This window comes from Streptomyces sp. NA02950, assembly GCF_013364155.1.
Taxonomy (GTDB): domain Bacteria; phylum Actinomycetota; class Actinomycetes; order Streptomycetales; family Streptomycetaceae; genus Streptomyces.
In genome coordinates this window covers 1,479,380-1,505,719 of sequence record NZ_CP054916.1, presented here as the reverse complement: position 1 = coordinate 1,505,719, position 26,340 = coordinate 1,479,380, and the positions used below count along the sequence as shown (strand labels likewise).

Annotated in this window: 18 protein-coding genes; 11 read left to right on the top strand and 7 right to left on the bottom strand. The window is 73.8% G+C overall.

The window, feature by feature from the left end; translation table 11 throughout:
* Positions 1–46 precede the first annotated feature (46 nt).
* Positions 47–1,189 (bottom strand): isoafricanol synthase, encoded by a 1,143-nt coding sequence (locus HUT19_RS06015; RefSeq protein ID WP_176179449.1) that lies wholly within the window; start codon positions 1,187–1,189, stop codon positions 47–49.
* Positions 1,190–1,439: 250 nt separating this feature from the next.
* Between HUT19_RS06015 and HUT19_RS06010 the strand changes: the two genes are divergently transcribed.
* Together HUT19_RS06010 and HUT19_RS06005 are read left to right on the top strand one after the other, a co-directional pair.
* The gene (locus HUT19_RS06010) at positions 1,440–4,364 is read left to right on the top strand and encodes an AAA family ATPase (RefSeq protein ID WP_176179448.1); all 2,925 of its coding nucleotides are present in this window, start codon (positions 1,440–1,442) and stop codon (positions 4,362–4,364) included.
* Between the two features lie 239 nt (positions 4,365–4,603).
* A complete protein-coding gene (locus HUT19_RS06005; protein ID WP_176179447.1) occupies positions 4,604–5,104 on the top strand; it encodes a hypothetical protein in 501 nt (166 codons plus the stop codon).
* A 46-nt stretch (positions 5,105–5,150) separates the two neighbouring features.
* Here the strand turns inward: HUT19_RS06005 and HUT19_RS06000 are convergent, their stop codons facing one another.
* Positions 5,151–7,163, bottom strand: a complete 2,013-nt coding sequence (locus tag HUT19_RS06000; RefSeq protein ID WP_176179446.1) for an N-acetylmuramoyl-L-alanine amidase — start codon at positions 7,161–7,163, stop codon at positions 5,151–5,153.
* Positions 7,164–7,314: 151 nt separating this feature from the next.
* Positions 7,315–8,418, bottom strand: coding sequence for an aminoglycoside phosphotransferase family protein (locus tag HUT19_RS05995; RefSeq protein WP_176179445.1), 1,104 nt, complete (start codon positions 8,416–8,418; stop codon positions 7,315–7,317).
* Positions 8,419–8,664: 246 nt separating this feature from the next.
* Here HUT19_RS05995 and HUT19_RS05990 point away from each other — a divergent pair, with 246 nt between their 5' ends.
* Complete coding sequence (locus HUT19_RS05990; RefSeq protein WP_176179444.1) at positions 8,665–10,188, top strand: hypothetical protein; 1,524 nt, start codon at positions 8,665–8,667, stop codon at positions 10,186–10,188.
* A 22-nt stretch (positions 10,189–10,210) separates the two neighbouring features.
* Here HUT19_RS05990 and HUT19_RS05985 read toward each other — a convergent pair whose 3' ends face one another.
* A complete protein-coding gene (locus HUT19_RS05985) occupies positions 10,211–11,746 on the bottom strand; it encodes a PP2C family protein-serine/threonine phosphatase (protein ID WP_176179443.1) in 1,536 nt (511 codons plus the stop codon).
* A gap of 310 nt (positions 11,747–12,056) precedes the next feature.
* Between HUT19_RS05985 and HUT19_RS05980 the strand changes: the two genes are divergently transcribed.
* The 7 genes from HUT19_RS05980 (at position 12,057) to HUT19_RS05950 (ending at position 22,940) form a co-directional block, all read left to right on the top strand.
* The gene (locus tag HUT19_RS05980; RefSeq protein WP_176179442.1) at positions 12,057–13,481 is read left to right on the top strand and encodes a HEAT repeat domain-containing protein; all 1,425 of its coding nucleotides are present in this window, start codon (positions 12,057–12,059) and stop codon (positions 13,479–13,481) included.
* 529 nt (positions 13,482–14,010) lie between these two features.
* On the top strand, positions 14,011–15,177 hold the full coding sequence (locus HUT19_RS05975) for a glycosyltransferase family 1 protein (protein ID WP_176179441.1): 1,167 nt from the start codon (positions 14,011–14,013) through the stop codon (positions 15,175–15,177).
* The gene (locus HUT19_RS05970) at positions 15,174–16,544 is read left to right on the top strand and encodes a glycosyltransferase (RefSeq protein WP_176179440.1); all 1,371 of its coding nucleotides are present in this window, start codon (positions 15,174–15,176) and stop codon (positions 16,542–16,544) included. The genes HUT19_RS05975 and HUT19_RS05970 overlap by 4 nt, the downstream gene beginning before the upstream one ends.
* A gap of 86 nt (positions 16,545–16,630) precedes the next feature.
* The gene (locus HUT19_RS05965; protein ID WP_254885458.1) at positions 16,631–17,773 is read left to right on the top strand and encodes an SGNH/GDSL hydrolase family protein; all 1,143 of its coding nucleotides are present in this window, start codon (positions 16,631–16,633) and stop codon (positions 17,771–17,773) included.
* The gene (locus HUT19_RS05960; RefSeq protein WP_176179439.1) at positions 17,770–21,372 is read left to right on the top strand and encodes a hydantoinase B/oxoprolinase family protein; all 3,603 of its coding nucleotides are present in this window, start codon (positions 17,770–17,772) and stop codon (positions 21,370–21,372) included. Before HUT19_RS05965 ends, HUT19_RS05960 begins: the two co-directional genes overlap by 4 nt.
* Positions 21,373–21,437: 65 nt before the next feature.
* On the top strand, positions 21,438–22,376 hold the full coding sequence (locus HUT19_RS05955; RefSeq protein WP_176179438.1) for an ankyrin repeat domain-containing protein: 939 nt from the start codon (positions 21,438–21,440) through the stop codon (positions 22,374–22,376).
* A gap of 258 nt (positions 22,377–22,634) precedes the next feature.
* Positions 22,635–22,940, top strand: coding sequence for a WhiB family transcriptional regulator (locus HUT19_RS05950; protein WP_176179437.1), 306 nt, complete (start codon positions 22,635–22,637; stop codon positions 22,938–22,940).
* Positions 22,941–22,954: 14 nt separating this feature from the next.
* Here HUT19_RS05950 and HUT19_RS05945 read toward each other — a convergent pair whose 3' ends face one another.
* The 3 genes from HUT19_RS05945 to HUT19_RS05935 are packed head-to-tail and all read right to left on the bottom strand — an operon-like array spanning position 22,955 to position 25,307.
* Positions 22,955–23,848 (bottom strand): biotin-dependent carboxyltransferase family protein, encoded by an 894-nt coding sequence (locus HUT19_RS05945; protein ID WP_176179436.1) that lies wholly within the window; start codon positions 23,846–23,848, stop codon positions 22,955–22,957.
* Entirely contained in the window at positions 23,845–24,531 is a 687-nt protein-coding gene (locus HUT19_RS05940; RefSeq protein WP_176179435.1) for an allophanate hydrolase subunit 1, read from the bottom strand. The genes HUT19_RS05945 and HUT19_RS05940 overlap by 4 nt, the downstream gene beginning before the upstream one ends.
* On the bottom strand, positions 24,528–25,307 hold the full coding sequence (locus HUT19_RS05935; protein WP_176179434.1) for a LamB/YcsF family protein: 780 nt from the start codon (positions 25,305–25,307) through the stop codon (positions 24,528–24,530). The genes HUT19_RS05940 and HUT19_RS05935 overlap by 4 nt, the downstream gene beginning before the upstream one ends.
* A 258-nt stretch (positions 25,308–25,565) precedes the next feature.
* On the opposite strand from HUT19_RS05935, the gene HUT19_RS05930 reads away from it, so the two are divergent.
* A complete protein-coding gene (locus tag HUT19_RS05930) occupies positions 25,566–26,243 on the top strand; it encodes a GntR family transcriptional regulator (RefSeq protein ID WP_254886125.1) in 678 nt (225 codons plus the stop codon).
* The last annotated feature ends 97 nt before the right edge of the window (positions 26,244–26,340 follow it).

Sequence of the window (26,340 nt, the reverse complement as noted above, 5' to 3'; positions counted from 1 at the left end):
GCGCAGGGCCTTCCGCCCCGCGCACCGGCCCTGCCGGTGGTGAGCGTCAGTCCGATGTGCGCCCCGCGCGCACCAGCGCGTCCGACTCGGCCAGACCCGCCCACGGACGTTGCCGCCCCCGGCTCACCGCTTCGATGCCCCGCTCGTCGTAGCGGGCTGTCCGCAGCGACCACCCGAGATTGCCGTTCATGACGTTCCGCATACCGTCCACGTAGGTCTGCACATTCCGGCGTAGGTCCGGCCCCACCCCGGCCCGGGAGAGCATCCTGGGCAGCCGGGCCGCGGTCCTCTCGAACCAGCGGTAGCGGGCATTCGCGAGATCGGCGATGTGGCGCACCGCGTCCTCCAGATCGCCGCCCGCCCGTTCGCGGCGGACTATCACGCTGTTGTGGACGTCCCCGGCCGCCAACTCCTTGTCCAGGGAGGCGATGTCGTTGGTGAAGACCACCACATCGTCGGTGGCCTCCCGCATCCTGGCGAGCGGATGGCCGCGGTGCAGCGCGTCGGGGAGGGTGAAGCCGCCGAAGGGCTCATTGAGGTCCAGGCACGGCTGTACACCGATGGAGTGGCGGCGTAACGCGAGCACGGCGTCCACCGAGCGCGGCATCCCGGCACCGGAACCGGCGCGCTCCAGGGCCTCGCGATGGTACGAGTGGAGATACTCCAGCCAGTGGTGGCGGAAACGCGCCCGCCACACCGCTGAGCGGCCGGAGTTGATCCGGCGCCACAGATTGCGGAAGCTCGCCAGCAGCGGCCCTTCCGGGCCGTCGTACCCGACCTCGGACGCCTCCCACGTGTCCGGGGCGCCCGGGATGCTCAGCGGCTCCTCCGTGATCCGGACGACGTCCGCCACCAGCCGCGCCACCGCCTCCGGACGGTGCCCGAGTTCACCGTCGAACTGGTCGTCGAAGACGAAGTACCAGCCGACCAGGTCATTGCCCAGAGCGAGGTCCGCGCCCCTGGCCCGGGGGTAGAACAGCCCCGTCAGCACATCGAACCGCAGCGCGTCGTACTCCGCGACGGCCTCGCTCCCCTCGAAGACGCCGAACCGCGACAGCCACTCGATGGTGTGCAGTCTGGCGGCCTCCGCATCGGGGCTGAGGCCGGCGGAGGCCGGGAAGTCGAACAGGGCCGCCCGCCGCAGCAGCGCCGACTGCCGGGCGTGAGACCGCGAAGCGCGTGTGGTCATGATGCGAAACCGCCCCCCTCCATGAAGTGGATCACCCGCGCCGGACATACCACAGGGCGTCACGGCGCCGAGGCAACCCGAGGAATCCGGCCATCCTCGCCTGCGGAACGTGCCATCGATAGAGGACGAGTTGAAATGGTGCGTGCCCGTGGCAATGCCATGGGAAAACGCCGTTGCGGGGGGCTACGGAGCGTGCCAGACACGCTACGCTCGGCGTTACCTGCCGGAGGGGAAGAACGTGGCGGAGGACATGAGCCGACAGAACCATGCGCGCCTGACGCTGCTGGAACGGGAGCTGGAACTCGGCGCGGTGGATGGTGCCTTGACGGACCTGTGCGGTACGCGTCCCGGTGAGCGCCCCGGGACCCGCACCGGCGGTGTGATCGCCTTCGCGGGACCGGGCGGCGTCGGCAAGACCGCCGTGCTCGCCGAGATGCGGCGCCGGGCCGCCGCCCGTGGCTGCACCGTGCTGTCCGCGCGTGGTGGCGAACACGAGCAGGGCGCGGCGTTCCATGTGGTGCGCCAGCTCTTCCAGCCCGTACTGGCGGCCACCGGCGAGGAGGAGCACCGCCGGATCCTGGGCGGCTGGTACGACATCGTCGCGCCCGCGGTCGGGCTGGTGGTCGCCGAGGGCGGCGGCGCACCCGATCCGCAGGGCGTCCGCGACGGCCTCGACTGGCTGGTGACCCGCTTCGCGGTGGAACACGCCCCGGTCGTGGTGATGCTGGACGACGTCCACTGGGCCGACCCCGAATCCCTGGACTGGCTCATCCGGTTCGCACCGCGCGCGGTGGACCTGCCGCTGCTGCTGGCCGTCGGCTACCGCCCGGAGGACCTGTCCGCCGACGCAGCCGGGGTCCGCGGACTCACCGAGCGCCAGGGCTCACGGCCCCATGTGCTGGTGCCCCTCACCCCGAGCGGAGTCGGCAGGATCGTCCGCGACGTCCTCGGTGAGGAGGCCGACGACTCCTTCTGCCGCGAATGCTGGGCGATGACCGGCGGCAACCCCTTCGAGGTCGTCGAGCTCACCGCCAAGATCCGCGACCGTGAGCTGAAACCGCAGTCGGAGAATCTGCCCGCGCTGCGCGAGCTGGTCTCCTCGGCCAAGGAGAGCGGACTCAACGACCGGCTGACCCGGCTCGGCACCGCCGCCGTACGCCTCGCCTGGGCGGTCGCCGTCCTCGGGATCGAGGCCACCCCGGGCCTGAGCGCCAGTGTCGCCGGGCTCAGCGAGACCGAGACCGCCGATGTGGTGGGGCGGCTCGTCGACGCCCGGATCCTCGCCCCGCCGCGCGGCGATCCCGGCAAACAGCCCCTGGAGTACCTCCACCCGCTCATCGCCACCGCCATCTACCAGGCGATCCCCGGCGCGCTGCGGGTGGCCATGCACGGACAGGCCGCCACCGTGGTCCTCGGCGCCGGACTGGGACCCACCGCCGCCGGCCGCCATCTGGTGGAGATGCACCCCGAAGGCGACCCCTGGGTGGTGCGCCATCTGCGGGCCGCGGCCCGGGAGTATCTGCGCGCCGGGGCACCCGACGCCGGGCGGCGCTGCCTGGCCAGGGCGCTGCGGGAGCCGCCCGTCCTCGAGGAGCGCGCCGCCGTCCTGTACGAGCTGGGCTGCTCCGCCCAGCTCACCGAGCCCTCCGTCACCATCAACCACCTGCGGGCCGCGCTGGAGGAACCGGGCCTCGACACCGATCTGCGCGGGGCCATCACCTACCGGCTCGCCCAGGCGTACGGCCACAGCGGCCGCATGGAGGAGGCCGCGGAGATCGTCGCCACGGAGGCCGGGCGGGCCACCAGCGCCCGCACCCGGCTGCGGATGCAGACCGAACAGTTCATGTGGAGCATGTTCCGCGCCGACGAGAAGGAGTCGCCCGCCCGCTCCCGCAGACTCGCCCGGCTCGCGGACCACCTCACCGGCCGCGGTATGGCCGAGCGCTATCTGCTGGGACTGCGCGCCTGGGACGCGATGACCCGCGGCGAGCCCGCCGCCACCGCCCTGTACTACGCGGAGGAGGCCCTCGGTGACGGCCTCAGCTGGACCGATGACGACTGGGGCTTCGAGGTCCCCATCCTGGTCGCCCTGATCTTCCTCCACTGCGACCAGCCCGGCCGCGCCGAGGAACTGTTCAACAAGGGCATCGCGGAATGCGAGCGCAAGGGCTGGCGCGGCTCCCACCTGGCGTTCGGCATCACCCTCCTCGGCTACGCCCGCTACCGCCGCGGCGCGCTGAACGAGGCGGAGGAACTGGCCCGCGAGGGCATGCGGATCGCCGATCTGGTCGGCTCCTCGACACCCGCCCACTGGACCGCCGTGGGCACCCTCATCGAAACCCTGATCTGCCGCGGCCGGGTCCAGGAGGCCCAGGAGTTCGCCGCCGGACACGGCGGGGAGATCCTGCCGCAGGCCGTGCTCTGCCCCGATGTGCCCGCGGTACGCGGCGAGCTGCTGCTCGCCGCCAATATGCACCGCGAGGCCCGGCACCAGCTCACCGAGGTCGGCAGCCGGATGGACGGGCGCGGTATGCGCAACCCCGCCTGGTGCCCCTGGCAGCTGCACCTCGCCCATGCCCTGGCGCTCACCGAACCGCGGCAGGCGGCCGAGGTCGCCGACGACGCGGTGCGCCGCGCCCGCCAGTTCGGCACCCACTCCGCCATCGGACGCGCCCTGCACACCGCCGCCGCCGTGACCCACGGATCGGAGCGGATCAAGCTGCTGGCCGAGGCCGTCAGCCATCTCGAGCGCTCACCGTCCGCGTACGACCTGGCCGTGGCGCTGGTCGACCACGGTGCCGCGCTGCGCCGCATCGGCCTGCCCCAGGAAGCGGGCGACCGGCTCTACCGCGGTCTCGAGGGTGCGGTCCAGTGCGGAGCGGAGGCGCTGGCCACCCGGGCCCGCGACGAGCTGTCCGCGGCGGGGCTGCGCCCCATGCAGCTGCGCGTCGACCACACCAGCCCGCTCACCTCCCAGGAGCAGGCCGTCGCCGAGCGGGCCGCCCAGGGCTGGACGGACGAGCGGATCTGTGCGGAGACGGGGCTGAGCGACCGCGATGTGGCCCGGCTGCTCTCCGGCGTCTACCGCAAGGTCGGCACCGACCGGACCGGGCTGTCGAAGCTGCTCGGCCCCGCCACCGCCACCCGGCCCCCGGTGCAGCGGTCCGACCACTGACGGCTCCGCTGCCGCCGGATGCCCGGGTTCGGCTTCGGGCTGATGCCCGGAGCGCACACCGGGGCCCGACCCGTCGGGTGATTCCGCCTCGCCGCCGCCGGACGTCGTGCGCCGCGGCCGTTGGCGGGGGCTCCGGGCCCCTGAGCGGCGCGGAGAGCCCCGGCGGCCGGTGACCGGGCGAGCCCGTTCCGTGCGTTCCCCGGCAGGGGGAACGGCGAGCGGGCACGTACCATATCCGCATGTCGTTCCTCCGCCGCCGCAGCGCCGCCACGCCCACCGGGCCGGACTTCGATGTCCTCGCCATGGATCCGGGGGACTGGCCCGGCGATCTCGGGGCGGGGCTGCTGCCCGCACCGGACGGCAGCTGCCAGGGGGTCTTCCTCCGCTACGACCTGTTCGGCGGCCGCGGCCCGGCGATGATCATCGGCAATCTGCCCGAGGGCTCCCCGGCCCGCGAGGTCGCCGAGGGCCAGGTCCCCTTCGAGGTGACCCAGCTGCTCGCGGCCCTCGGGAACGAGGAGCCGGTGCATGTGGTCGACATCGAGGACAACCCGGTGATGCACGAGGACAACCTGCTCATCGTGCGCCGGATCAAGGTCTCCGAGGGCCGGATCTCCTGCGCCCAGTTCGACCGCGACGACGGGGTGCTGGTCACCATCGCCAGCTGGGACCGGCCCATCACCGACGATCTCTACCGGCTGCTCAAGCCGCTGCCCGCGGAGATGTTCCAGCAGCGCTGAGGACGGGGCGCCAGGGGCGCCGGCGGCGGCTGACGCCCCGTCGGACTCACTTCCCCGAACGGCGGACCGTGACATCCGCGGCGCGGACGAACGCCACCCGGTGCCCGAACTGGATCTGGTAGTAGACGTCCTCGCCGCGCACCACCCGATGGCCCGCCGGATCGAAGGTGGTCGCCCACAGATACTCGCCCGGAGTCCTCAGCCCCAGCGGATACGACTGTCCGGCGAGCAGTTTGTACGGCAGCGGGGAGACCGCCTGCACCGGCACCCCCTCCGGGTACGCCTCCTTCTCCGGGTAGGCGCGGCCGTACACCGGAACCTCCGTGGCCCCCGCCCTGGGCGTGACCACCAGACCCTTGGCGTGCACCGCGGTGGGCTGCCGCTCGGGATTGTGGAACCACGCCCGCTGGCCCAGGTACCAGATCGCCGTCCAGTCGCCCTCCCGCCCGGCGACCGCGAACTGCTGGCCGGTGGTGGCGCGGGCGCCGGTGTCATTGACGCCCGTCGTGGAGTCGGAGCCGTCCGGCCGCAGTCCGATGTCCTTGACCAGCGGTGCGTCCTCGCTGGGCGCGGTGTGCAGACGCACCGCTGAGGAGCCGTGCGGGGCACACGGCTGCCCCGGCTTGTCGCAGTCGGTGTACACCGGCTGGTGGGTGTCGTAGTCCGGTCGGACGGTCACCAGCCCGCCCGAGGCGCCCGCGGTGCGCCGGAAGGGCGCGCCGAGCAGGGTGAAGTAGTGCGCCCAGTCCCAGTAGGGGCCCGGATCGGTGTGCATGCCCCTGATGGTGGCGGGGGTGGTGCCCGGGACGTTGTCGTGGCCCAGGATGTGCTGACGGTCCAGCGGGATGTCGAAACGCCGTGCCAGATAGCGCACCAGCCGGGCCGAGGCGCGGTACATCGCCTCCGTGTACCAGGCGTCGGGCGCGGTCAGGAAGCCCTCGTGCTCCAGCCCGATCGACTTGGCGTTGACGTACCAGTTGCCCGCGTGCCAGGCCACGTCCTTGAGCGGCACATGCTGGGCGATGTGGCCGTCCGAGGAGCGCAGGGTGTACTGCCAGGAGACATAGGTGGGGTCCTGGACCAGTTTGATGGTGGTGTCCCAGGGGCCCTCGGTGTCATGGATGACGATGTAGTCGATGCGCTGGGACTGCGGACGGTTGCCCAGGTCGTGGTTGCCGTAGTCGTTGTCCCCGAACTGCTCGTAGGGCGCGGGGATCCACTCGCACGACACGCTCTTGGGCGCCTCGACCCGCGGATCGCGCGCGGCCGACGGCAGCCCCAGCGTCCGCAACTGCCTTCTGTCGGGGGCGACATCGGGCCGCGCTGTGAGCGCCACCCGCTCACCGTCGCCGGTCGTGTGCGCCGCCCCGCCGCGGATCACCTCGTACACCTCGTCGGCGAACGCGGCCGCCGCTTCGGCGCTGTCCGCGCCCGGGTACGTCGCCACCGCCGCGTACCAGTCGGCCGGGTCCTCGCTCAGCGGCAGCCCCAGCCGCTTCTGCTCGGCGGCCAACAGGGCGGCGCCGCCGCGCACATTGGCCGTGGCATCGGTACGCAGCACCTCGGCGGACAGCCCGGTCAGCTTCGTGGCCTGGTCCAAGGTACGCAGCCGGGCCGGGAGTTGGCGCGGCTCGGGCACCGTGGTCCGGGGCACCCGCAGCGGTCGGGCGAGGTCACCGCGCGCGTCCTCGGTGCCCTCGCTGTGGTGCGGTGCCCGGAACAGCGCGGTGTGCGCGTCGGTGAGATGCATCGGGCCGTAGCCACCGGTGACACTGGGTGCCCCGCCGTGGCCGTCCCAGCGTGACTGGAGGTACGCGACGCCCAGCAGCACACTCAGCGGTACACCGTGCTCATCGGCGGCCGCGGCGAAGGCGCGCTGGAGGCCGTCGCCGCCGTCCGGCCGTGACTGCTCGGCACGGGCGGCCGGGGCCGCGGAGACCAGCGGAAGCAGAAAGGCCGCGGACGCCGCGGCGCCCGCGGCCCGCACGGTGGTTCTCCGGCTCGGGCCGGATGCCGCTCTGTTCCAGTCATGGGCGCTGTCCTGTGCGGATCCTGGCATGGCAGCCTCCTCAAGGCGGGCCGGGCACGAGCCGGGCCACTCAGAGGTATCCGCTGCCGGGCCATCCGTCAATCAGATGCGCCCAGACGGGTGTTCGCACGTCAGCCGCCTGCGGCGCGTCACCGGTCCAGACCGGTGACGCGCCCTTGGGTCACCGCGTACCGACCGCGGCCCGCACCGCTCGCCGGGCCAGCGCACAGTCGTCGTGCAACCGGCGCAGCAGCAGCCGCTGCTCCTCGCCCGCCGGCATCGCGCCCGGCGCCACGGGGGCGGGGTCGTGCATGGTGCGCTGCACGGCGGTCTCGTACTGGCGGATCTCCCGGGTCAGCACCAGCATCAGATTCACCAGGAAGGAGTCCCGTGCGGCCGGGCCCGCCGCCTGTGCCAGCTGGCTGATCTGGCGCCGGGCCACCGGGGCGTCGCCCAGCACCGTCCACAGCGTGGCCAGGTCGTAGCCGGGCAGGTACCAGCCCGCGTGGTCCCAGTCGAGCAGCACCGCGCCCGAGGGGGACAGCAGCACGTTGTTCAACAGGGCGTCACCGTGGCAGAACTGCCCGGGGGCATGCCGTCCCGGGGCGTGCGAAAGACCCAGCAGCAGCTTCTGGAGGTCGCCCATGTCCCGGTCGGTCAGCAGCCCCAGTTCGTGGTAGCGCGACAGCCGGGCCGCGTAGTCGATCGGGGCGTCGAACAGATCGGCGGGCGGCCGCCATTGGTTGATCCGGCAGATGGCGCTCAGCGCGGCCCGGACGTCGGCGCGCGGCGGCGGCTCGGTGGGGTGGCGCTGCGAGGCGGCGATGCGGCCGGGCATCCGCTCGATGACCAGTGCGCAGTTGTCCGGGTCGGCGGCGATCAGCCGGGGCACCCGCACGGGCGGCCGCTGACGTACGAACGCCCGGTACATCGCTATCTCCCGGCGGAACCGCTCGGCCCACGCCGGGGAGTGGTCCAGCAGGCACTTGGCGACCGCGGTGGAACGGCCGGTGGTGCCCACCAGGAGCACACTCCGTCCGCTGCGCCGGAGCACCTGTACCGGGTTGAACTCCGGACAGATGCGATGGACCGAAGCGATCGCGGTGCGCAGCTGCGCACCCTGAGGACCGGACACGTCGAGTCTCCCGCGGGGCGGCACGGAGCCGAGAGCGGTGGTCCGCCGGGCGCGGCCACTGTGGGAGGGATCGAGGTACGGCCCAGTGCCGGGCAGCTGCCGCCGGTACGGCCGGGGCGGGGCGGACACGGAGGACGACGCTGCGTGCATGGGCGAGACAGATCCCTTCGTGTGCCGACGAATTGCATACGCTCCCGGCCCCGCGACGGGGCCGCACCCTGGGGAATGCGGTCGATTTCGCTCGAGCCGCCACCGGGCCGGGTAACGCGCTTCTACATCACACCCGCGCGCGGGTGGCACACCATCTGGCGGACCCTGGCGAACCCTGGCGAATAGTCGCACGGCCCGTGACGGGGCCGTTACTGTCGAGCCAGCCGAGGAACCTGGGGGCTTGACGTGACGAGGGAACCCAACACCCGTCTTGCGGACCTGTTCGGCCTCGCCGGCTGGTCCAAGGGAGAGCTCGCGAGGCTCGTGAACCGGCGGGCGGCGGCCATGGGCCATCCGCAGCTGGCGACCGACACTTCGCGGGTGCGGCGTTGGATCGACACCGGCGAGACGCCGCGCGATCCCGTGCCCAAGGTGCTGGCGGCCCTGTTCACCGAGCGTCTCGGTCGTGTCGTGACCATCGAGGACCTCGGGTTCGGACGAGGGGGGCGGGCGGGAAAGGGGCAGTCCGCCGATGGGCTGCTCTGGCCCCCCGAATCCACGGCCGCGGTCCTCACCGAATTCACGGGAATGGACCTTATGTTCAACCGACGCGGCTTGGTGGGTGCGGGCGCCGCGCTCGCCGCGGGATCCGCCATCACCGGTGCCATGAGCGACTGGCTGCTCTCCGACCCCACCCTCGCCTCCGACGCCCCCCGTACCGACCACCCCCTGTCCGCCGAACCGGCGGGCTTCGACCGATACGAAGCCGCCCCCGTGGGCTCCCAGGAGATCGACGCGCTGGAGACCTCGGTGGAGGTCTTCCGCGCCTGGGACGCGGCCCGGGGCGGCGGACTCCAGCGCAAGGCCGTGGTGGGCCAGCTCAACGAGGTGGGCGGGATGCTCGCCTATCACCACCACCCCGAGCACCTCCAGCGCAGGCTGTGGGGGGTCGCGGCCAACCTGGCCGTGCTGGCCGGCTGGATGTCCCATGACGTGGGCCTCGAACCCACCGCCCAGAAGTACTTCGTCATGGCCGCGCACGCGGCCCGTGAGGGCGGCGACCGGCCGCGGGCCGGCGAGGCGCTCTCCCGCGCCGCCCGCCAGATGGTGCACATCGGCCGACCGCAGGACGCCCTGGAGCTGATGCGGCTGGCCAAGTCCGGTGCGGGCGACGAGGCGCTGCCCCGTACCCGCGCCATGTTCTGCACCATCGAGGCGTGGGCGCAGGCGTCCATGGGGCACGGCCAGGCGGTGCGCCGCACCCTGGGCGAGGCGGAGGAGCTGTTCGTCTCCGACCGGGACCGCGGACCGTCGCCGAGCTGGATGCAGCTGTTCAACGAGGCGGACATGCACGGGATGCAGGGGCTGATCTACCGCACCCTCGCCGAACACGACGCCTCGGTCGCGTCGCTGTCCCAGCGCCACGCCAAGGAGGCGCTGCGGATGCGGGAGGACGGCCGTCAGCGGTCGCAGATCTTCGACCACATCTCCATCGCCTCGGCCTGCTTCATCGGCGACGATCCGGCCCAGGGCGACCGCCACGCACGGCAGGCGCTGGACACCATCGAGCAGAACTCCTCGCACCGCACCTGGGACCGGTTGCGCGAGATGTACGGGCTCACCGCCCCGTACGCGTCCTCCCGGCCCATCCGGGAGCTGCGGGAGGAGATCCAGCAGGCGATGCCCAAGGGCACTGGCACCAGGGGAGCGAAGGGGGCGGGTCCTGGGGTGAAAGGGGCGGGCGGCACGGCCAGGAGCGCGGCGGTCTAGCGGCCGCCGGAGGGGGCGATCGCTAGACGCCGACTTTGGCGATCAGTACACAGGCGTCGCCGTCCCGGCGCTCGTCGCCGAACGTCTCGACCACCGTCCGTACGCAGTGCTGTGCACCGCGGGCGGCGGCGAACCGTGGCGCGAGGGCGAGCAGCCGCTCGGTGGCGGCCCCGGTGTCCTGGGTGAGGCCGCCGGTGTGCAGCAGCAGGAGGTCACCGGGCTCCAGCCGCTCCTCGGCCTGGGTGTACGCGGCGCCGGTGGTGGCGCCGAGCAGCACCCCGTCCGGCGGCGTCAGCACGCGCCCCGTCCCGCCGCGGAACAGCAGGGGGGCGGGGTGGGCGGCCTGCGCCCAGACCAGGGTGCGGGTGCGTGGGTCGTACCGGCCGCAGACGGCACTGCCCAGCGCGGGCTGCGAGGAGACCCCGAGCAGCTGGTTGAGCCGCCCCATGAGCGGTCCCGGATCGATCCCGGCGACCGCCATACCGCGGACGGCGCCGAGCAGCATGGCCATCCCCGAGGTCGCGGTGACCCCGTGGCCGGTGAGGTCGCCGACGCTCAGCAGGGTCTGGCCGTCCGGCAGTTCGAGCGCGTCGTACCAGTCGCCGCCGATCCGCGCGCTGGCATCGGAGGGGAGGTAGTGCGCGGCCAGGTCGAGGCCGGGGTCCCGGGCCGGTGCTCCCGGGGCGGTGCTGTCCGGGAGGCGCAGCGAACCGCGCCAGGGTGGCAGCACGGCCTCCTGGAACTCGACCGCCAGCCGGTGCTCGGTGCGGGCGGCGTGCCGCTGGTGCCGGAGCGAGTCACCGGTCTCGCGCACCGCCCGCTGGCTGCGGCGCAGCTCGCTGACGTCCCGGAGCACGGCCCACATGGACGCGGTGCTGCCGTCGGCGTCGTACACGGGCTCGCCCGCCATGTGGAGGGTGCGGACCGCGCCGTCCGCGCGCGTCACGCGGAACTCGCCGTCGATCGGCTTTCCGTCCACCAGGCAGTCCGTGACCATCGCGGTCAGCACCTGCTGGTCCTCGGAGCAGACCCAGGAAGGCAGCTCATCGAGGGTGAGCCCGCCGTCCTCGGGGTTCCGGCCGAAGATCCGGCACAGCTCGTCGGACCAGATCACCTCGTCGGTGAGCAGGTTCCACTCGGCGCTGCCGACCCGGCTGAGCAGCGAACCGCCCGCGGCGGGCGTGCGGCCCGGCTCCGCGGCGGCCCCGGCCTCGGCGCGGGCGCCCGTCTGGACGCCGCTCTCGGTCCAGGGGCCGCTCTCGGTCCAGGGCTCGGGCAGGGCCGGCGTTCCGGGTCCCTCCGGCTGGTCGGCGGGCAGCCCCTCGCGCAGCTGGCCGAGGTGCTGGCCGAGGTCGTCCAGATGGTGGACGGCGAGATCGCACAGCGCACGCTGCCAGCGCAGCTGCGGATCGTTCTGCCCGTCCATGTCCGCCGTGGTGTCGCGGCGGACGGCGTCGACCCTGCCGCGGAGCCGCTCGGTCTGCGAGATGAGGGCGTCGACCGTGCCGCGCCGGGGCGGCTGGACGGCGGGCTGGTCCGCGGAGCGGGGGGACGGCATGACGTTCTCCGATACGGGCGCGGCGCGGCCGGTTACATGGGGCTGGACCGGTTACGACTGTTGCACAGGCTGCGACATCCCGTAACCGGTTTGGCAATACCCGATCCGGTGGTGCTTATGGCATATGCCAGCGGCTTCCCCGGGACATTTCGCCCGCATCCGCCGGAAGAATTGGTTCCGGTAGGCTGCGGCGCTCGGGAATCCCCACAGTCCGGGCGTCCAGCAGGCATACCGCACCCGGACACCGGCAAGAATGCCGGTCAATGGAAATCCCGTTGCCAGCGAACCTCCCGCACCGGATGCTGACCTCATGTTCGATCCAGACATAGCGCCCAGCGGCACCCTGCTCGGCCTCCTCCAGCGAGGCCGCGGCGACGGGACCCTGCACGCCCTCGCGGCGCCGCGGGCCGAGGCGCTCGCGGCACTGCACCACTGCGTGCTGCGCGATCCCCGCCGTGACTGGCAGGTCGAGAACCGCTCCCTCTACTACGCCCGGCTCTGTCTCGACCTCGACGCGGACCTCGACGCGATCGAACAGCACCTCTTCCACCCCGACGACCTGCTCGACACCGACGAGCAGCGCACCGGGCTGGCCCTGGCCGTCCTCGGCCACCTCGCCTCCTACGACCGGCTCGACGCCCTGCGGCTGCTGCGCCGCTACGCCGCCGCCGGAGCCAACTGGGAATGGGCCCTGGACGAGCTGGCCCTGCGCGACGACGACACCGGGCTGCGCGCCCTCGCCCCCGCGATCCTCGCCCGCTTCCCCGAGGGCCCCGAGGGCGACGCCGAACTCTCAGCCGCCATGCGCGGCGCCTATGAACCCCGCCCCTGGCGGCTGTGGGCCGAAGACCCGCGGCACGGAGAGCGGGTGCGCGCCGCACAGGAACAGGGCGCCTTCGACCGCTGGCAGCGCCAGCTACGGCCCGCCGGACCGCGCCCCGGCTGGAGCGTCCACGACGTGCTCCGCTGGGCCCAGCAGGAACACGACCTGCGGCCGAGTGCCCGTACGCCGGACGCGGCGGCCCGCTGCCTCATCGCCGTCGCCGGTCCCGAGGACCGGCCGGAGCTGCTCGCCGCGGCCGCCTCCGCCCCGGACGCGGCCCGCGCGGCGGCCCTGCGGCACCTCGCGGAGACCGGCGACCCCGAGGTGCTGGACCTGATCGAACTCGCCGTGACCGAGCCGGACGCCACCGAACTGGTCTCCCAGGCGGCCCTCTCCGCCTTCGAACGGATGCGCAGCATCACCGCCCTCGACCGCGCCCGCGTCTGGGCCCACCGCCCCGACGCCCTCGGCGAAGCGGCCGCCGCGATGCTCGCCTGCCGCGGCGGTCAGTACGACGCGCCCCTCGTCCTCTCCGCCCTCCGCCGCACGGTCCGCGGCGACGGCCCCGACGCCCAGGCCCTGTGGAACCTCGTCGACGGCGCCGGACGCCTCGCGATCACCTGCGCCGCGCCCGTGCTGCGCCATGTCTACCGTGAGACCGCCTCCTCCCACCTCCGCGGCCGCGCCGCCCGCGCGCTCGCCGCCACCGATCCGTCGTTCGCCGCCGGTTTCGCCGTCGAGTGCCTCTGGGACTGCGAGGAGAGCACCCGCGAAGTCGCCGCGCACCACGCCGCCACCGCCGACGCCCGCGTCGTCGAACAACTCCGCCGCCTCGCCGCCGACCCCGCCGAGGAGGCGGACGTCCAGACCGCCGTCCGCAGCCGCATCGGCCCCGACGCGGCCGGCGTCTGACCGCACCCGGACTTCGCCCCGGCCCCACCGCGCCGTAGCCGGCGCCCGCCGGGGCCGACGGCGCGTTGCGGCGGACGGAGCCCGCCGGGGTCCCGGCCCCTTCGTCCTTCCTGCGCGCGCAGGCGCCGCTCCAGGCGCCCAGGCGCGCACGCACCGCACCGGGCGCTTCCGGGCGAGGAGATTGCCGGTGTCCGTCCGCGGACCGCGGCGATTTCCGGTGGTGCCCTCCGGCGGGCTTGAGCCGGTTCGGAAGCCGGGGGCGGGCGCGGGCAATCCGGTGGGCGAGATCGGCGTCTTTCTCAGCGCGTCACTCTCCGTGCCACCGCCGTCCGCGCACGTCAGCTCTTTCCGCGGCCACCCTCCGCGCCGCGCGCGCCCCGGCTTCGGGTGGGTTCGTCCGGTGATGGCGGGCGGTGCCCGGGGGCGTCCGGCCCTTCCGCGGGCCGCGAAGGCCAACGCTCATGGGACGTTCCACGGCACGAAACGTGCTCGATGCCGGGGCCACCCTTCGTACGCCGACAACACGGTTATGCGTGTCGCCATCGTGACTGAATCCTTCCCGCCCGACATCAACGGCGTCGCTCATTGCACGCTTCAGACCGCCGACCACCTCCACCGGCTCGGTCATGAGCCGGTCGTCATCGCGCCCGCCGGTCCGCCCGGAGGTTCCCCCGCCGCCTTCGGTGACGAGCCACCGGAGAGCCAGGGGGAGCTCGACCGGTCGCACCCGTACCCCGTCGTCCGTATACCGTCCCTCCCGCTGCCCGGCTATCCGCAGGTGCGCGTCGCACTCCCCAGCCGTCGCCTCGCGGCCGCGATCACCTCGCACGGCAGTGACCTCGTCCACCTCGCCAGCCCGTTCGTCCTCGGGGCGCGCGGGATGACGGCCGCGCTGCGGCTCCGGATCCCCGCCGTCGCCGTCTACCAGACCGATCTGGGCGGCTACGCCCGTACCTACCTCGGCGCCGGGGAGAACGCGGCGTGGCGGCGGATCCGCGCCGTGCACACCGCGGCCGACCGGACCCTCGCCCCCTCCACCGCGGCCGCCCGCGACCTCGAGGAGCACGGGGTGCCGCGGATCCGGCTGTGGCCGCGCGGTGTGGACACCGCGCGGTTCCACCCCGGCCGCCGCGACCCCGAACTGCGCCGCACCCTCGCCCCCGGCGGCGAACTGATCGTCGGCTACATCGGCCGGCTCGCCCCCGAGAAGAACGTCGAACTGCTCGCCCCGCTCTGCTCCCTCCCCGGCGTCCGGGTGGTCGTGGCCGGCGACGGGCCGAGCGAGCCCGCGCTGCGCGCCGCGCTGCCGCGGGCCCGCTTCCTCGGCCGTCGCACCGGCGACGAACTGGCCCGTATCTTCGCGTCGCTGGACGTCTTCGCCCACACCGGACCGCAGGAGACCTTCTGCCAGACCGTGCAGGAGGCGCAGGCCAGCGGGGTCGCGGTGATCGCGCCCGCCGCGGGCGGTCCGCTCGACCTGATCGACCACGGACGCACCGGACTGCTGGTGCCGCCCGGTGACTCCACCGAGGTGCGGGACGCCGTCTCGCTGCTCGCGGCCGACGCCCGGCTGCGGGCGTCGCTCGGGCGCACCGCCCGGGCCGCGGTCGAGGGCCGCACCTGGGGCGCCGTCGTCGACCGGCTGGTCGACCACTACGCCGAGGTGCTGATGGCCCGTACGGCGGTGGCGGCATGAGCGACGAGCAGACCCGGCGCCCGCTGCGTATCGTCCGGCTCGCCAACTTCGTCACTCCCGCCTCCGGCGGCCTCCGCACCGCACTGCGCGAGCTGGGGGCGGGCTACCGGGCCGCCGGTCATGAACCGGTGCTGGTGGTGCCGGGCGAGCGCGCCTCGGACGAGCAAACCCGCCAGGGACGGGTGATCACCCTCCCCGGGCCCTGCGTCCCCGGCACCGGCGGCTATCGCGTCCTCACCGACCGGCGGCGGCTGAGCGCCCTGCTGGAGTCGCTCGCCCCCGACCGGCTCGAGGTCTCCGACCGCACCACCCTGCGCTGGACGGGGGAGTGGGCGCGGCGCGCCCGCGTTCCCGCCGTGATGGTCTCCCATGAGAGCGCGGACGCCGTGCTGCGCACCTGGGGTGTGCCGGAGGCGTTCGCCCAGGCCGCCGCCGACCGGCTCAACCGGCGGACCGCGCGGGCGTATGCGCGGATCGTCTGTACGACGGAGTGGGCGGCGCGGGAGTTTGTCCGCATCGGCGCGCGGAATGTCGTACGCGCCCCCTTGGGTGTGGACCTCGACCACTTCCACCCCTCCCACCACGACGGACGGCTGCGCGACCGCCACCGGGGCGATGCCACGGTGTTGCTCCTGCTGGCCTCGCGCCTCTCACCGGAGAAGCGGCCGGGCCGTGCCCTGGACACGCTCGCCGAACTCCGGCGGCGCGGGGTCCCGGCGGCGCTCGTGGTCGCGGGCGACGGCCCGCTGCGCGGACGTCTGGAGGCCCGCGCCCGTACCGAAGGGCTTCCGGCGGCCTTCCTCGGCCATGTCGCGGACCGGACCGACCTCGCCGCGCTCCAGGCGAGCGCGGACGTCGTTCTGGCGCCGGGCCCGGCGGAGACCTTCGGACTGGCCGCGCTGGAGGCGCTGGCGTGCGGCTCACCCGTCGTGGTCAGCGAGCTCTCCGCCCTTCCGGCCATCGTCGGAGCGGCCGGTGTGACGGCGGCCGACAGCGGACCGGCGTTCGCGGACGCGGTCGAACGGATCCTGGACCGGCCGGAGCCGCCGCGCCGCGCGGCGGCCCGGGCCCGGGCGGAGCGCTACGGCTGGCCCGCCGCGGTCGCCTCCTTCCTGGCCGCCCATGACGCTCCGCCGTCGTCCGGCGTCGCGGGCGGGGCCGAGGCCGTCCCGGTGCCGGGGGGTGAGCTGCCGGTCGGTGTTCCGGTGCACCACGAGACGTCCGGCGGCGCCGCGCGCGACGGCGTTCGGGACCCGGCCCCGCCCGCTTCCGCTTCCGCGGTGTCCCGGCCCGCCAACGGCCTCGCGGCGCACTGTCCCACGGCCAACCACCCCGCCCACCAGGCCATGGGCGGTGGGGTGCGGTGAGCGCGTCCCGCACCGGGGCCATGTGTGTGCCGGACCCGCCGGTTGCTCCCCGGGCGGGTGCCAGTGCCCCGGAAGGACCGGAGCCCGTGTCTGCCCCGGGACCCGTCGCGGCAGCCGCCCGGCAGGCTCCGCGGTCCGCCACGGGCGGGGCGCCGCCCGTTCCGAACACCGTGCCCCTGCCCGCCGAGGGCGCCGCGCCTGCCCCGGCCACGTTGTCCGCGTCTGCTTCGGCCGGTGTGCCGGTGGCCGCTGCCGGGGCGGTCGGGCCGTGGGTGCACGGCGACGGCGTGGAGCCGCGGGCGATCAGGTTCGCCGCGCTCGGGGATTCGCTGACCGAGGGGCTCGGCGATCCCGCGGCCGGGGGCGGATGGCGGGGGTGGGCCGCACTGCTGGCGGGGGCGGCCGGGCCGCGGGGCGGGGCCGATGTGGAGCTGGTCAACGTGTCCCGCAGCGGCGCGCTGGCCGCCGACGTCGCCGAGGAGCAGCTCACCGCCGCCCGCCGGGCCCGTCCGCATCTGGCCTCCGTCGTGGTGGGCGGCAATGACACCCTGCGCGACTCCTTCGACATCCACCGCGTCGCCCAGGCCCTCGACCGCACCATCGCCGCGCTGCGCGCGGACGGCGCCGTGGTGCTCACCGCCTGTCTGCCGGACCCGGGGCGGATGCTCGGGCTGCCGTCCGCGCTCGCCCGTCCGCTGGGGCGCCGGATGCGGGCCGTGAACACCGTGGTGCGCGCGCTGTCCGCGCGGTACGAGACGGTCCATGTGGAGCTGGGCGAGCACTCCTGGATCGCGGACCGGCGCGCGTGGAGCGTGGACCGGCTGCATCCCAGCGAGCTCGGCCACCGGCTGCTGGCCAGGGAGTTCCACACCGCGCTCACCGCCCGTGGCATCGCCACGGGCGAGCCGCCGTCGCTCGTCCTCGACGGGCCCGCCCCCTCGCCCGTCGCGGCCGCGTGGTGGATGGCGACCCGAGGCACCCGCTGGATCGCGCACCGGTGCACCGATCTGCTGCCCGGACTGCTGGCCCTCGCGGCGCTGGAGTGGCGGCACCGGCTGATGGGCACCGAACACCTCCTCGACAGCCGGGACGACCAGGAGGCCCACGCCGCCCTCGCCGCCCTGGGCGGCGCTCCGCACCACAACGCCGAAAGCACCGCGCCCGTCTCCGCCCCGCCGCCCGGCACACCCCGCCCCACCCCGCCCCACGCTGCGACAATGGCAGGATGACGGGTCGCTGGGAGTTCTGGATCGACCGTGGCGGGACCTTCACGGACGTCGTCGGCAAACGTCCCGACGGCCGTCTGGTCACCCGCAAACTCCTGTCCCACCACCCCGAGCGCTACCAGGACGCCGCCGTCGCCGGAATCCGGCAGACCCTCGGGCTGGCGTCCGGGGAGCCGGTCCCGGCCGACCGGATCGCCGTCGTCAAGATGGGCACCACGGTCGCCACCAACGCGCTGCTGGAGCGCACCGGCGAGCCGACCGTCCTGGTGGTCACCGAGGGGTTCCGCGACGCGCTGCGGATCGCGTACCAGAACCGGCCCCGGCTGTTCGACCGCCGGATCGTCCTGCCCGAGGCGCTGTACGACCAGGTGATCGAGATCCCCGAACGGGTGGACGCCCACGGTGGTGTGGTGCGGCCGCTCGACCTCGGCGCCGCCACCGAGGCGCTGCGCACCGCCCACCGCGACGGGTTCCGCAGCGCCGCCGTCGTACTGCTGCACGGCTACCGCCACGCCGCGCATGAGCAGGCCCTCGCCACCGCCGCCCGGGAGCTGGGCTTCACCCAGATCAGCTGCTCCCACGAGGTCAGCCCGCTGATGAAGCTGGTGTCCCGCGGTGACACCACCGTGGTCGACGCGTATCTCTCACCGATCCTGCGCCGCTATGTCGAGGACGTGGCCGCCGAACTGCGCGGTATCCGGCTGATGTTCATGCAGTCCAACGGAGGGCTGCGGGAGGCCGCGCACTTCCGCGGCAAGGACGCCGTGCTCTCCGGGCCCGCGGGCGGGGTGGTGGGGATGGCGCGGTCGTCCGAGGAGGCCGGACACGACCGCGTCATCGGCTTCGACATGGGCGGCACCTCGACCGATGTGTCCCACTACGCGGGCGAGTTCGAGCGGGTCTTCGGCACCGAAGTGGCCGGGGTGCGGATGCGGGCGCCCATGATGAACATCCACACCGTGGCGGCCGGCGGTGGCTCGGTGCTGCACTTCGACGGACGGCGCTACCGGGTGGGCCCGGACTCGGCCGGTGCCGTCCCCGGCCCCGCCTGCTACCGCCGCGGCGGCCCGCTGACCGTGACCGACGCCAATGTGATGCTGGGCCGGGTGCAGCCGGACCACTTCCCGGCGGTGTTCGGCCCGCACGCCGACCAGCCGCTGGACGCGGACACCGTCCGGGAGCGGTTCACCCGGCTCGCCGAGGAGATCACCGAGGCCACCGGCGACCGGCGCGGCCCGGAGGACGTGGCGGCGGGCTTCCTGGACATCGCGGTCCTCAACATGGCCAACGCGGTCAAGAAGATCTCCGTACAGCGCGGCCACGACGTCACCCGCTACGCGCTCACCAGCTTCGGCGGCGCGGGCGGCCAGCACGCCTGCGCGGTGGCCGACGCGCTCGGCATCGGCACGGTGATCGTGCCGCCGCTGGCCGGTGTGCTCTCGGCGTACGGCATCGGGGTGGCCGACGCCACCGCCATGCGCGAACACGCCGTCGAGGCCGAGCTGTCCGAGGAGTCGCTGGGCCGGGTGCGCGAGCTGTGCGCCGGACTCGCCGAGCGGACCCGCGGTGAACTGCTCGCCGACGGTGTCCCGGAGGAGACCGTGACGACCGAGGCCCGGGTGCATCTGCGCTACGCGGGCACCGACTCCACCCTCGCCGTCCCGCTGGACACCGTTCCCGCGATGGCCGAGGAGTTCGTCCGCGCCCACCGCACCCGCTACGCCTTCACCATGGACAAGCCACTGGTGGCCGAGGCGGTGTCGGTGGAGGCGATCGGCGCGGCGGGCCCCACCGGCGGCCATGCCGTGGAACTCCCGCCCCGCGAAGGCGAGTTGGCGCCCGTCGCCACCGTGCGGATGTTCACCGAGGGGCGTCGGCAGGAGACGGCACTGTACGAACGCGCCCGGATGCGGCCCTCGGACCGCGTCCCCGGCCCCGCGGTCATCGCCGAGGACGACGCCACCACTGTCGTCGACCCCGGCTGGCAGGCCGCGGTCGGCGAGCGCGGCCATCTGCTGCTCACCCGGGTCCGGCCGCGTCCGCGCACCGTGGCGGTGGGCACCGAGGTGGATCCGGTGATGCTGGAGGTGTTCAACAGCCTCTTCATGGCCATCGCCGAACAGATGGGCCTGCGCCTGGAGAACACCGCCCATTCGGTCAACATCAAGGAGCGGCTGGACTTCTCCTGCGCCCTGTTCGACGCCGGGGGCAATCTGATCGCCAACGCCCCCCACATCCCGGTGCACCTGGGCTCCATGGGCGAGTCCATCAAGGAGGTGCTGCGCCGCAACGGGGACACGATGCGGCCGGGCGATGTGTACGCCATCAACGACCCGTACCACGGCGGTACCCATCTGCCGGACGTCACCGTGGTCACCCCGGTCTTCGACGACGCGGGCACCGGTCTGCTCTTCCTCGTCGCCTCGCGCGGCCACCACGCCGAGATCGGCGGGATCACCCCCGGCTCCATGCCCGCCTTCAGCCGCACCATCGAGGAGGAAGGTGTCCTCTTCGACAACTGGCTGCTGGTGCGGGACGGGGCGCTGCGTGAGCGGGAGACCCGTGAGCTGCTGACCGGAAGCCGCTGCCCGTCCCGTGCCCCGGACGCCAACCTCGCCGATCTGCGCGCCCAGATCGCCGCCAACGAGAAGGGTATCCAGGAACTGCGCCGGATGATCGGCCAGTTCGGCCTGGACGTGGTGCACGCCTATATGGGCCATGTACAGGACAACGCGGAGGAATCCGTACGCCGCGTCGTCTCCGCGCTCGGCGACGGTTCGTACCGCTACGAGACGGACGGCGGCGCCGTCATCCAGGTCACCGTGACCGTGGACCGCGCGGCCCGGGGCGCCGTCCTGGACTTCACCGGCACCTCACCGCAGCGGCCGGGCAACGACAACGCGCCCAGTTCGGTGGTGATGGCCGCGGTGCTCTATGTGTTCCGGACCCTGGTGGCCGAGGACATCCCGCTCAACAGCGGCTGTCTGAAACCCCTCGACGTGCGGGTCCCGGAGGGCTGCATGCTGGCGCCGGTCCACCCGGCCGCCACCGTCGCGGGCAACGTGGAGACCTCGCAGGCCGTCACCGGCGCCCTCTACGCGGCCCTCGGCGTGCAGGCGGAGGGCTCCGGCACGATGAACAACGTGACCTTCGGCAACGACCGGGTCCAGTACTACGAGACGGTCGCCAGCGGCTCCGGCGCGGGCGACGGCTTCGACGGCGCGGACGCGGTGCAGACCCATATGACCAACTCCCGGCTGACCGACCCCGAAGTGCTGGAGTGGCGCTATCCGGTGCGGGTGGACGGCTTCGGGATCCGCGCCGGCAGTGGCGGCCGCGGCCGGTGGCGCGGCGGCGACGGCGTCACCCGCCGCATCCGCTTCCTGGAGCCCATGACCATCGCCCTGCTCACCGGCCACCGCCGGGTGCCCCCGTACGGGATGGCGGGCGGTGAACCGGGCAGCCTCGGGGCGAATCTGATCGAGCGCAGTGACGGCACCACCGAGCGGCTCGACGGCCGCGACACGGCGGACGTCGGCCCGGACGACGTCCTGGTCGTCCACACCCCGGGCGGCGGCGGATACGGACCCCCGGCGGACTGATGCCCGCGGCGGCGCACCGATGGCCGCGGCGGCCGACCGTCGGTAGCGGATGCCAGATTGGGCACATGAGTCACTGGACACTGCACGACTGGACCGATCTCGCGGCCGTGCGCCGCGCCCTCGCCGCGGGCGCCGACCCCGACCGCAACCCCACCGGGTATGTGCCGCCACTGCATTCGGCGGCCTGCTGGGGCAGCGCCGAGGTGCTGGCCGAACTGCTCACGGTGGCACGGGAGGTGGACCAGCCGGACTGGGCGGGGCGTACCGCGCTGTGGTACGCGGTGCGGGAGTGGGACCGCGAGAAGGTGGCGGCGCTGATCGCGGCCGGGGCCGATCCGTGGCGGCGGCGGCCGGACGGGCGGTGCCCGGGGGAGCTGGCCTGGTGGGCACCGGTCGCGGACCAGGTGGCGGGGCTGCCCGGCGCGGTGGAGCCGACCGAGGAGGAGCGGGCGGCCCAGCGGGCGGCGGACGCGCTGATCGCCTCGTTCGACACCGACGACGACTACCAGGACTGGGGGTGCGTGGCGTTCGTGGCCGACCGCACCGCGGCGGAGTTGGTGGCCGCGCTCGGCGGCGAGGAGGTGCCGGTCGAGGACGACGAGGAGGCGCTGGAGGAGGGGCTCCTCCTGGTGCACGACCTGCCCGGCGGGGCGGTCCTCCAGCAGTACGACGGGATAGAGATCCACGGCGAGGAAGTGCTCGGGCTGCTCTCCCGCGGCACGGTCGCGGTCTCGGTCTTCGACCACCCCGACGCGTTCATCTGCCCCTCGGTGTCCCGGGACGGGGTGCTCGGGCCGTGCGAGGAGGTCATGCGGGACCCGGAGAAGGACGATCCGCCGGAGACCTGGCGCTACCGCTTCGGGGACGGTGGGCATCCGTCCGGCTGGACGGCACGGGCGCTGGCCATGGCGGTCGCGCTCACGGGTGTGGATGTCGACGGCGGGGCGAAGTGGCCCGGCCCCGGCGGGCGGGCCGTCCGGCTGCCGGTGGAGCTGCGCGACTGAGGATTGCCCGAAAATCCGCGTGACCGAGGGGTTGCGGGAGCGGGTGCCGTGAGTAGGTTGATTCCCCCGATGTGACGTATGGCGCGTTCAAGACCGTTTGCGGTGGCGGCCATCGGTAACCCGACACGTACCGAACCCGCCCGGATGCGCCCCGCGTCACCACGGGAGCCCGCCCCGCGAACAGTGTGCGGCGAGGCCGAGGGCGGTAGCCGGAACGCAATTCACCGAACACGACCGCAGGCACGGAGAGGGGCAACCATGGCGTGGTGGCAGAACGCCGCATGCAAGGACGAGGACCCTGAGCTGTTCTTCCCGGTGGGGGTCGCCGGTCCCGCCGCACAGCAGCAGGAGGCACGGGCCAAGCAGGTCTGCGGACACTGCCCGGTGGCTCAGGAATGCCTGGAGTACGCGCTCGAGGCCGGGATGACCCACGGGGTGTGGGGCGGTGCCGGTGAGGAGGAGCGCCGGGCGCTGCGCCGCCGGGGGCAGCGCCGGGCCAGGAGCGCCGGCCGCGCCCGGGAGCGGGCCTCGGCCCACGCCGGAGGCCACCGCGCCGCCGGCTGAGCGGCCGCGGCGGGCTACGCCGGGGCCGCCCGCCCCCACGGGACCCGCCCCAGCGGGGTGAACCGCACCGGAGTGCCCGGCACGGCCTGGGCCGCGGCGGCGAGCCACCGCTCCGGGACGACACCCACGACCGGGTAGCCGCCGGTCGTCGGATGGTCGGCGAGGAAGAGCACCGGACGCCCGTCGGGCGGCACCTGGAGGGCGCCGAGCGCCATTCCCTCACTGGGCAGTTCACCGTCCCGCGCCCGCTCCAGGGCGGGGCCCTCGGTCCGCAGCCCGATCCGGTTGCTGGCGCCCGAGACCCGGAAGCCGCCGGTGGTCAGGGTGTGCAGTCCCGCGCGGGTGAACCAGTCGTCGCGCGGACCGAACACCACCGGGAGCACCAGTTCCCGCGGCACGCCCCGTTGGGGCACCGAGTCCACCCCGGGCGGCGCGGCTCCGGCGGGCCCGAGTCCGAACACCGCACCGTCCGCCAGCGGAGCCGGGCCGAGCCCGGAGAGCACATCGGTGGCCCGGCTGCCGAGCACCGGCTCGGCCCGGACCCCGCCGTCGAAGGCCAGATAGCTGCGTACGCCGTAGGTGGCGGCCCCGAGCTCCAGCAGCGCACCGGCCGGTACCCGCACGGGCGCGCCCCATGCGGCGGGGCGGCTGTCGACCGTGACCGGGCAGGGCGCGCCGGTGACGGCCACGGTCGCCGCGCGGCGCAGCCGCACCGCACAGCCGGTCAGGGTGGTCTCCAGGGTGGCGGCCTCGTCGGCGTTCCCCACCAGGCGGTTGGCGAGCCGGTGGGCGGGCTGGTCGAGGGCGCCGGAGCGGGGCACACCGAGATGGGCGTGGCCGATCCGGCCCAGGTCCTGGACGGTGGTCAGGGCGCCCGCCCGCTCGACCGCGAAGGCGCTGTCGGTCATGCGCCGTCCCCTCCCGGTGCCACGTCCGACGCCACCGGCTTCTCTGATGTTTCCGGCACTTCCGGATTTTCCGGAACGAAGCGGACGCGGGTGCCGGGGGTCAGCAGCGCCGCCGGTTCACGTCCGGCGTCCCACAGCACGGTGTCCGTGGTGCCGATGAGCTGCCAGCCGCCGGGGGAGGAGCGCGGATAGACACCGGTGTACGGGCCCGCGAGCGCGACCGAGCCCACCGGGACCTTGGTCCGCGGGCTGGCGCGGCGCGGCACCGCGAACCGCTCGGGCAGCCCGGTGAGATAGCCGAAGCCCGGTGCGAATCCGCAGAAGGCGACGCGGAACTCGGTGCCGCTGTGGACACGCACGGCCTCCTGCGGGGTGACGCCCCAGAGATCGGCCACCTCGGCGAGGTCGGGTCCGTCGTAGCGCACCGGGAGTTCGACGGTGGCGCCGTCGCCGCGGGTGAGGGGCGGTATGTCCCAGCCGGGCAGCTCGGCGGCCAGTCGGCCGGGGTTCTTCAGGCCGTCGAGGAACACGGTGCGGGCGGCGGGCACGATCTCGCGCACCGCGGGCAGCCGTCCGTCGGCCACCCGGCGCAGCAGCTCGGCGTGGAGCGCCTCGGCCGCGTCGCCGCTGCCGAGTTCGACGAGCAGTCCGTGGTCGCCGACGGGCAGGCTCCGGAGGGTCACGTGAACGCCGCCACGCGCACGCCCGCGGCCGTCAGCTCGCTCCGCACCCGGCGGGCGAGGTCGGCGGCGCCGGGGGTGTCGCCGTGCAGGCACAAGGAGCGCACCTCCACCTCGATCCGCTGTCCGTCGCGGGAGGTGACCGCGTTGTCGCGGGCGAAGCCCAGGGCGCGCTTGACCACCGTGTCGGGGTCGGAGACCACGGCGCCGGGTTCGGTCCGCGGCACCAGGGTGCCCGCCGCGGTGTAGGCGCGGTCGGCGAAGGCCTCGGGGACCACCGGCACTCCGGCCGCGCGGGCCGCCGCGTGCAGCCGTGAGCCGGGCAGGCCCAGTACGGGCAGCGGGCCGCCCGCCGCGAGCCGTACGCCCTCGACGACGGCGGCGGCCTGCGCCTCGTCGTGCACGCAGCGGTTGTACAGCGCGCCGTGCGGTTTGACGTAGGACACCCGCGATCCGGCGGCGCGGGCGAAGATCTCCAACGCGCCGATCTGGTAGGCGATCTCATCCGCCAGTTCGCGCGGCGGGACGTCCATGGCGCGCCGTCCGAAGCCCGCCAGGTCCCGGTAGGAGACCTGGGCGCCGACGCGGACACCGCGCTCGGCGGCCAGCTCACACACCCGGCGCATGGTGGACGGATCGCCCGCGTGGAAGCCGCAGGCGACATTGGCGCTGGTGACGATGGACAGCAGGGCGTCGTCGTCGGTGAGCTGCCAGCGGCCGAAGCCCTCGCCGAGGTCGGCGTTGAGATCGATCGACGGGTTCGCCAAGGGTGCGGTCATAACCGTCCGTTCGGGCGTGCGGGGTACGGGACGTACGCGGGCGATGTGACTGAGCGCCAAGGTAGGCGATCGTTGAACGATCCGACAAGAGTGTTGTTGTCCCGTTCTCATTTCTGGGCTTGACTTCTCGCGATACGGAATGCGCTGACGCCGTGAATGGGAGCGAAAGTGTCAAATGGGGACAACGGGTCCAACGGGACAAAGAGCGTGGAGCGTCGGCTCGCGCAGGCGTCGGAGGTCTCGGAGGGTTCCGACGTCCTGGGGTTGGAGGCCGACCGGGCGCTGCTGGGCCGCACCAGCACCGCGGAGCGGGTCGCGGACATCCTCCGCGACCGTATCGCCGAGGGCTTCTTCCCGCCCGGCACCCGGCTGTCCGAGGACAGCGTCAAGGGCGCCCTGGGTGTCTCCCGCAACACCCTGCGCGAGGCGTTCCGCCTGCTCACCCATGAACGGCTGCTGGTCCACGAGCTGAACCGCGGGGTGTTCGTGCGGGTGGTGACCGTGGACGACCTCAACGACCTCTACCGCCTGCGCAGGCTGGTCGAATGCGCCACGCTGCGCGGCCTGGGGGAGCCGCCGTACCCGCTGGAGGCGGTCGAGGCGGCGGTGGCGGCCGGCGAGCGTGCCGTGCACGACCGCTCCTGGCAGGACCTGTCCACCGCCAACATCCGCTTCCACCAGGCGATCGTCGGTCTCGCGGGGAGCCCGCGCACCGACGAGCTGATGCGCGCCGTCCTGGCCGAGCTGCGGCTGGTGTTCCACGTGATGGCCGACCCCCGCCGCTTCCACGCCCCGTACCTGGTCCGCAACCGGCAGATCCTGGAGGTGCTCCAGGCCGGGGACGCGGCGGAGGCCGAGCGGCTGCTCGCCTCCTATCTGGACGACTCCCAGCGGCAGTTGGTCGAGGCGTACGCGCAGAAGGTGGCCCGCGCATAGCGGTTTCGCCGGAGTAAACGATCAGACGGAACGAGAACAAGTCGGTTTCATGCTCTTGTCGGATCGTTGAACGAACATCTAGCCTCCGGTGCGTTCT

What these genes read in the sequence shown, in the direction of transcription:
- HUT19_RS05970 (WP_176179440.1), top strand. Translation starts at nt 15,174, where the DNA reads ATGAGCGACGAGCAGACCCGGCGCCCGCTGCGTATCGTCCGGCTCGCC.
- HUT19_RS06010 (WP_176179448.1), top strand. Translation starts at nt 1,440, where the DNA reads ATGAGCCGACAGAACCATGCGCGCCTGACGCTGCTGGAACGGGAGCTG.
- HUT19_RS05935 (WP_176179434.1), bottom strand. Translation starts at nt 25,307, where the DNA reads ATGACCGCACCCTTGGCGAACCCGTCGATCGATCTCAACGCCGACCTC.
- HUT19_RS05975 (WP_176179441.1), top strand. Translation starts at nt 14,011, where the DNA reads ATGCGTGTCGCCATCGTGACTGAATCCTTCCCGCCCGACATCAACGGC.
- HUT19_RS05980 (WP_176179442.1), top strand. Translation starts at nt 12,057, where the DNA reads ATGTTCGATCCAGACATAGCGCCCAGCGGCACCCTGCTCGGCCTCCTC.
- HUT19_RS05945 (WP_176179436.1), bottom strand. Translation starts at nt 23,848, where the DNA reads ATGACCGACAGCGCCTTCGCGGTCGAGCGGGCGGGCGCCCTGACCACC.
- HUT19_RS05995 (WP_176179445.1), bottom strand. Translation starts at nt 8,418, where the DNA reads ATGCACGCAGCGTCGTCCTCCGTGTCCGCCCCGCCCCGGCCGTACCGG.
- HUT19_RS06000 (WP_176179446.1), bottom strand. Translation starts at nt 7,163, where the DNA reads ATGCCAGGATCCGCACAGGACAGCGCCCATGACTGGAACAGAGCGGCA.
- HUT19_RS06005 (WP_176179447.1), top strand. Translation starts at nt 4,604, where the DNA reads ATGTCGTTCCTCCGCCGCCGCAGCGCCGCCACGCCCACCGGGCCGGAC.
- HUT19_RS06015 (WP_176179449.1), bottom strand. Translation starts at nt 1,189, where the DNA reads ATGACCACACGCGCTTCGCGGTCTCACGCCCGGCAGTCGGCGCTGCTG.
- HUT19_RS05985 (WP_176179443.1), bottom strand. Translation starts at nt 11,746, where the DNA reads ATGCCGTCCCCCCGCTCCGCGGACCAGCCCGCCGTCCAGCCGCCCCGG.
- HUT19_RS05955 (WP_176179438.1), top strand. Translation starts at nt 21,438, where the DNA reads ATGAGTCACTGGACACTGCACGACTGGACCGATCTCGCGGCCGTGCGC.
- HUT19_RS05960 (WP_176179439.1), top strand. Translation starts at nt 17,770, where the DNA reads ATGACGGGTCGCTGGGAGTTCTGGATCGACCGTGGCGGGACCTTCACG.
- HUT19_RS05950 (WP_176179437.1), top strand. Translation starts at nt 22,635, where the DNA reads ATGGCGTGGTGGCAGAACGCCGCATGCAAGGACGAGGACCCTGAGCTG.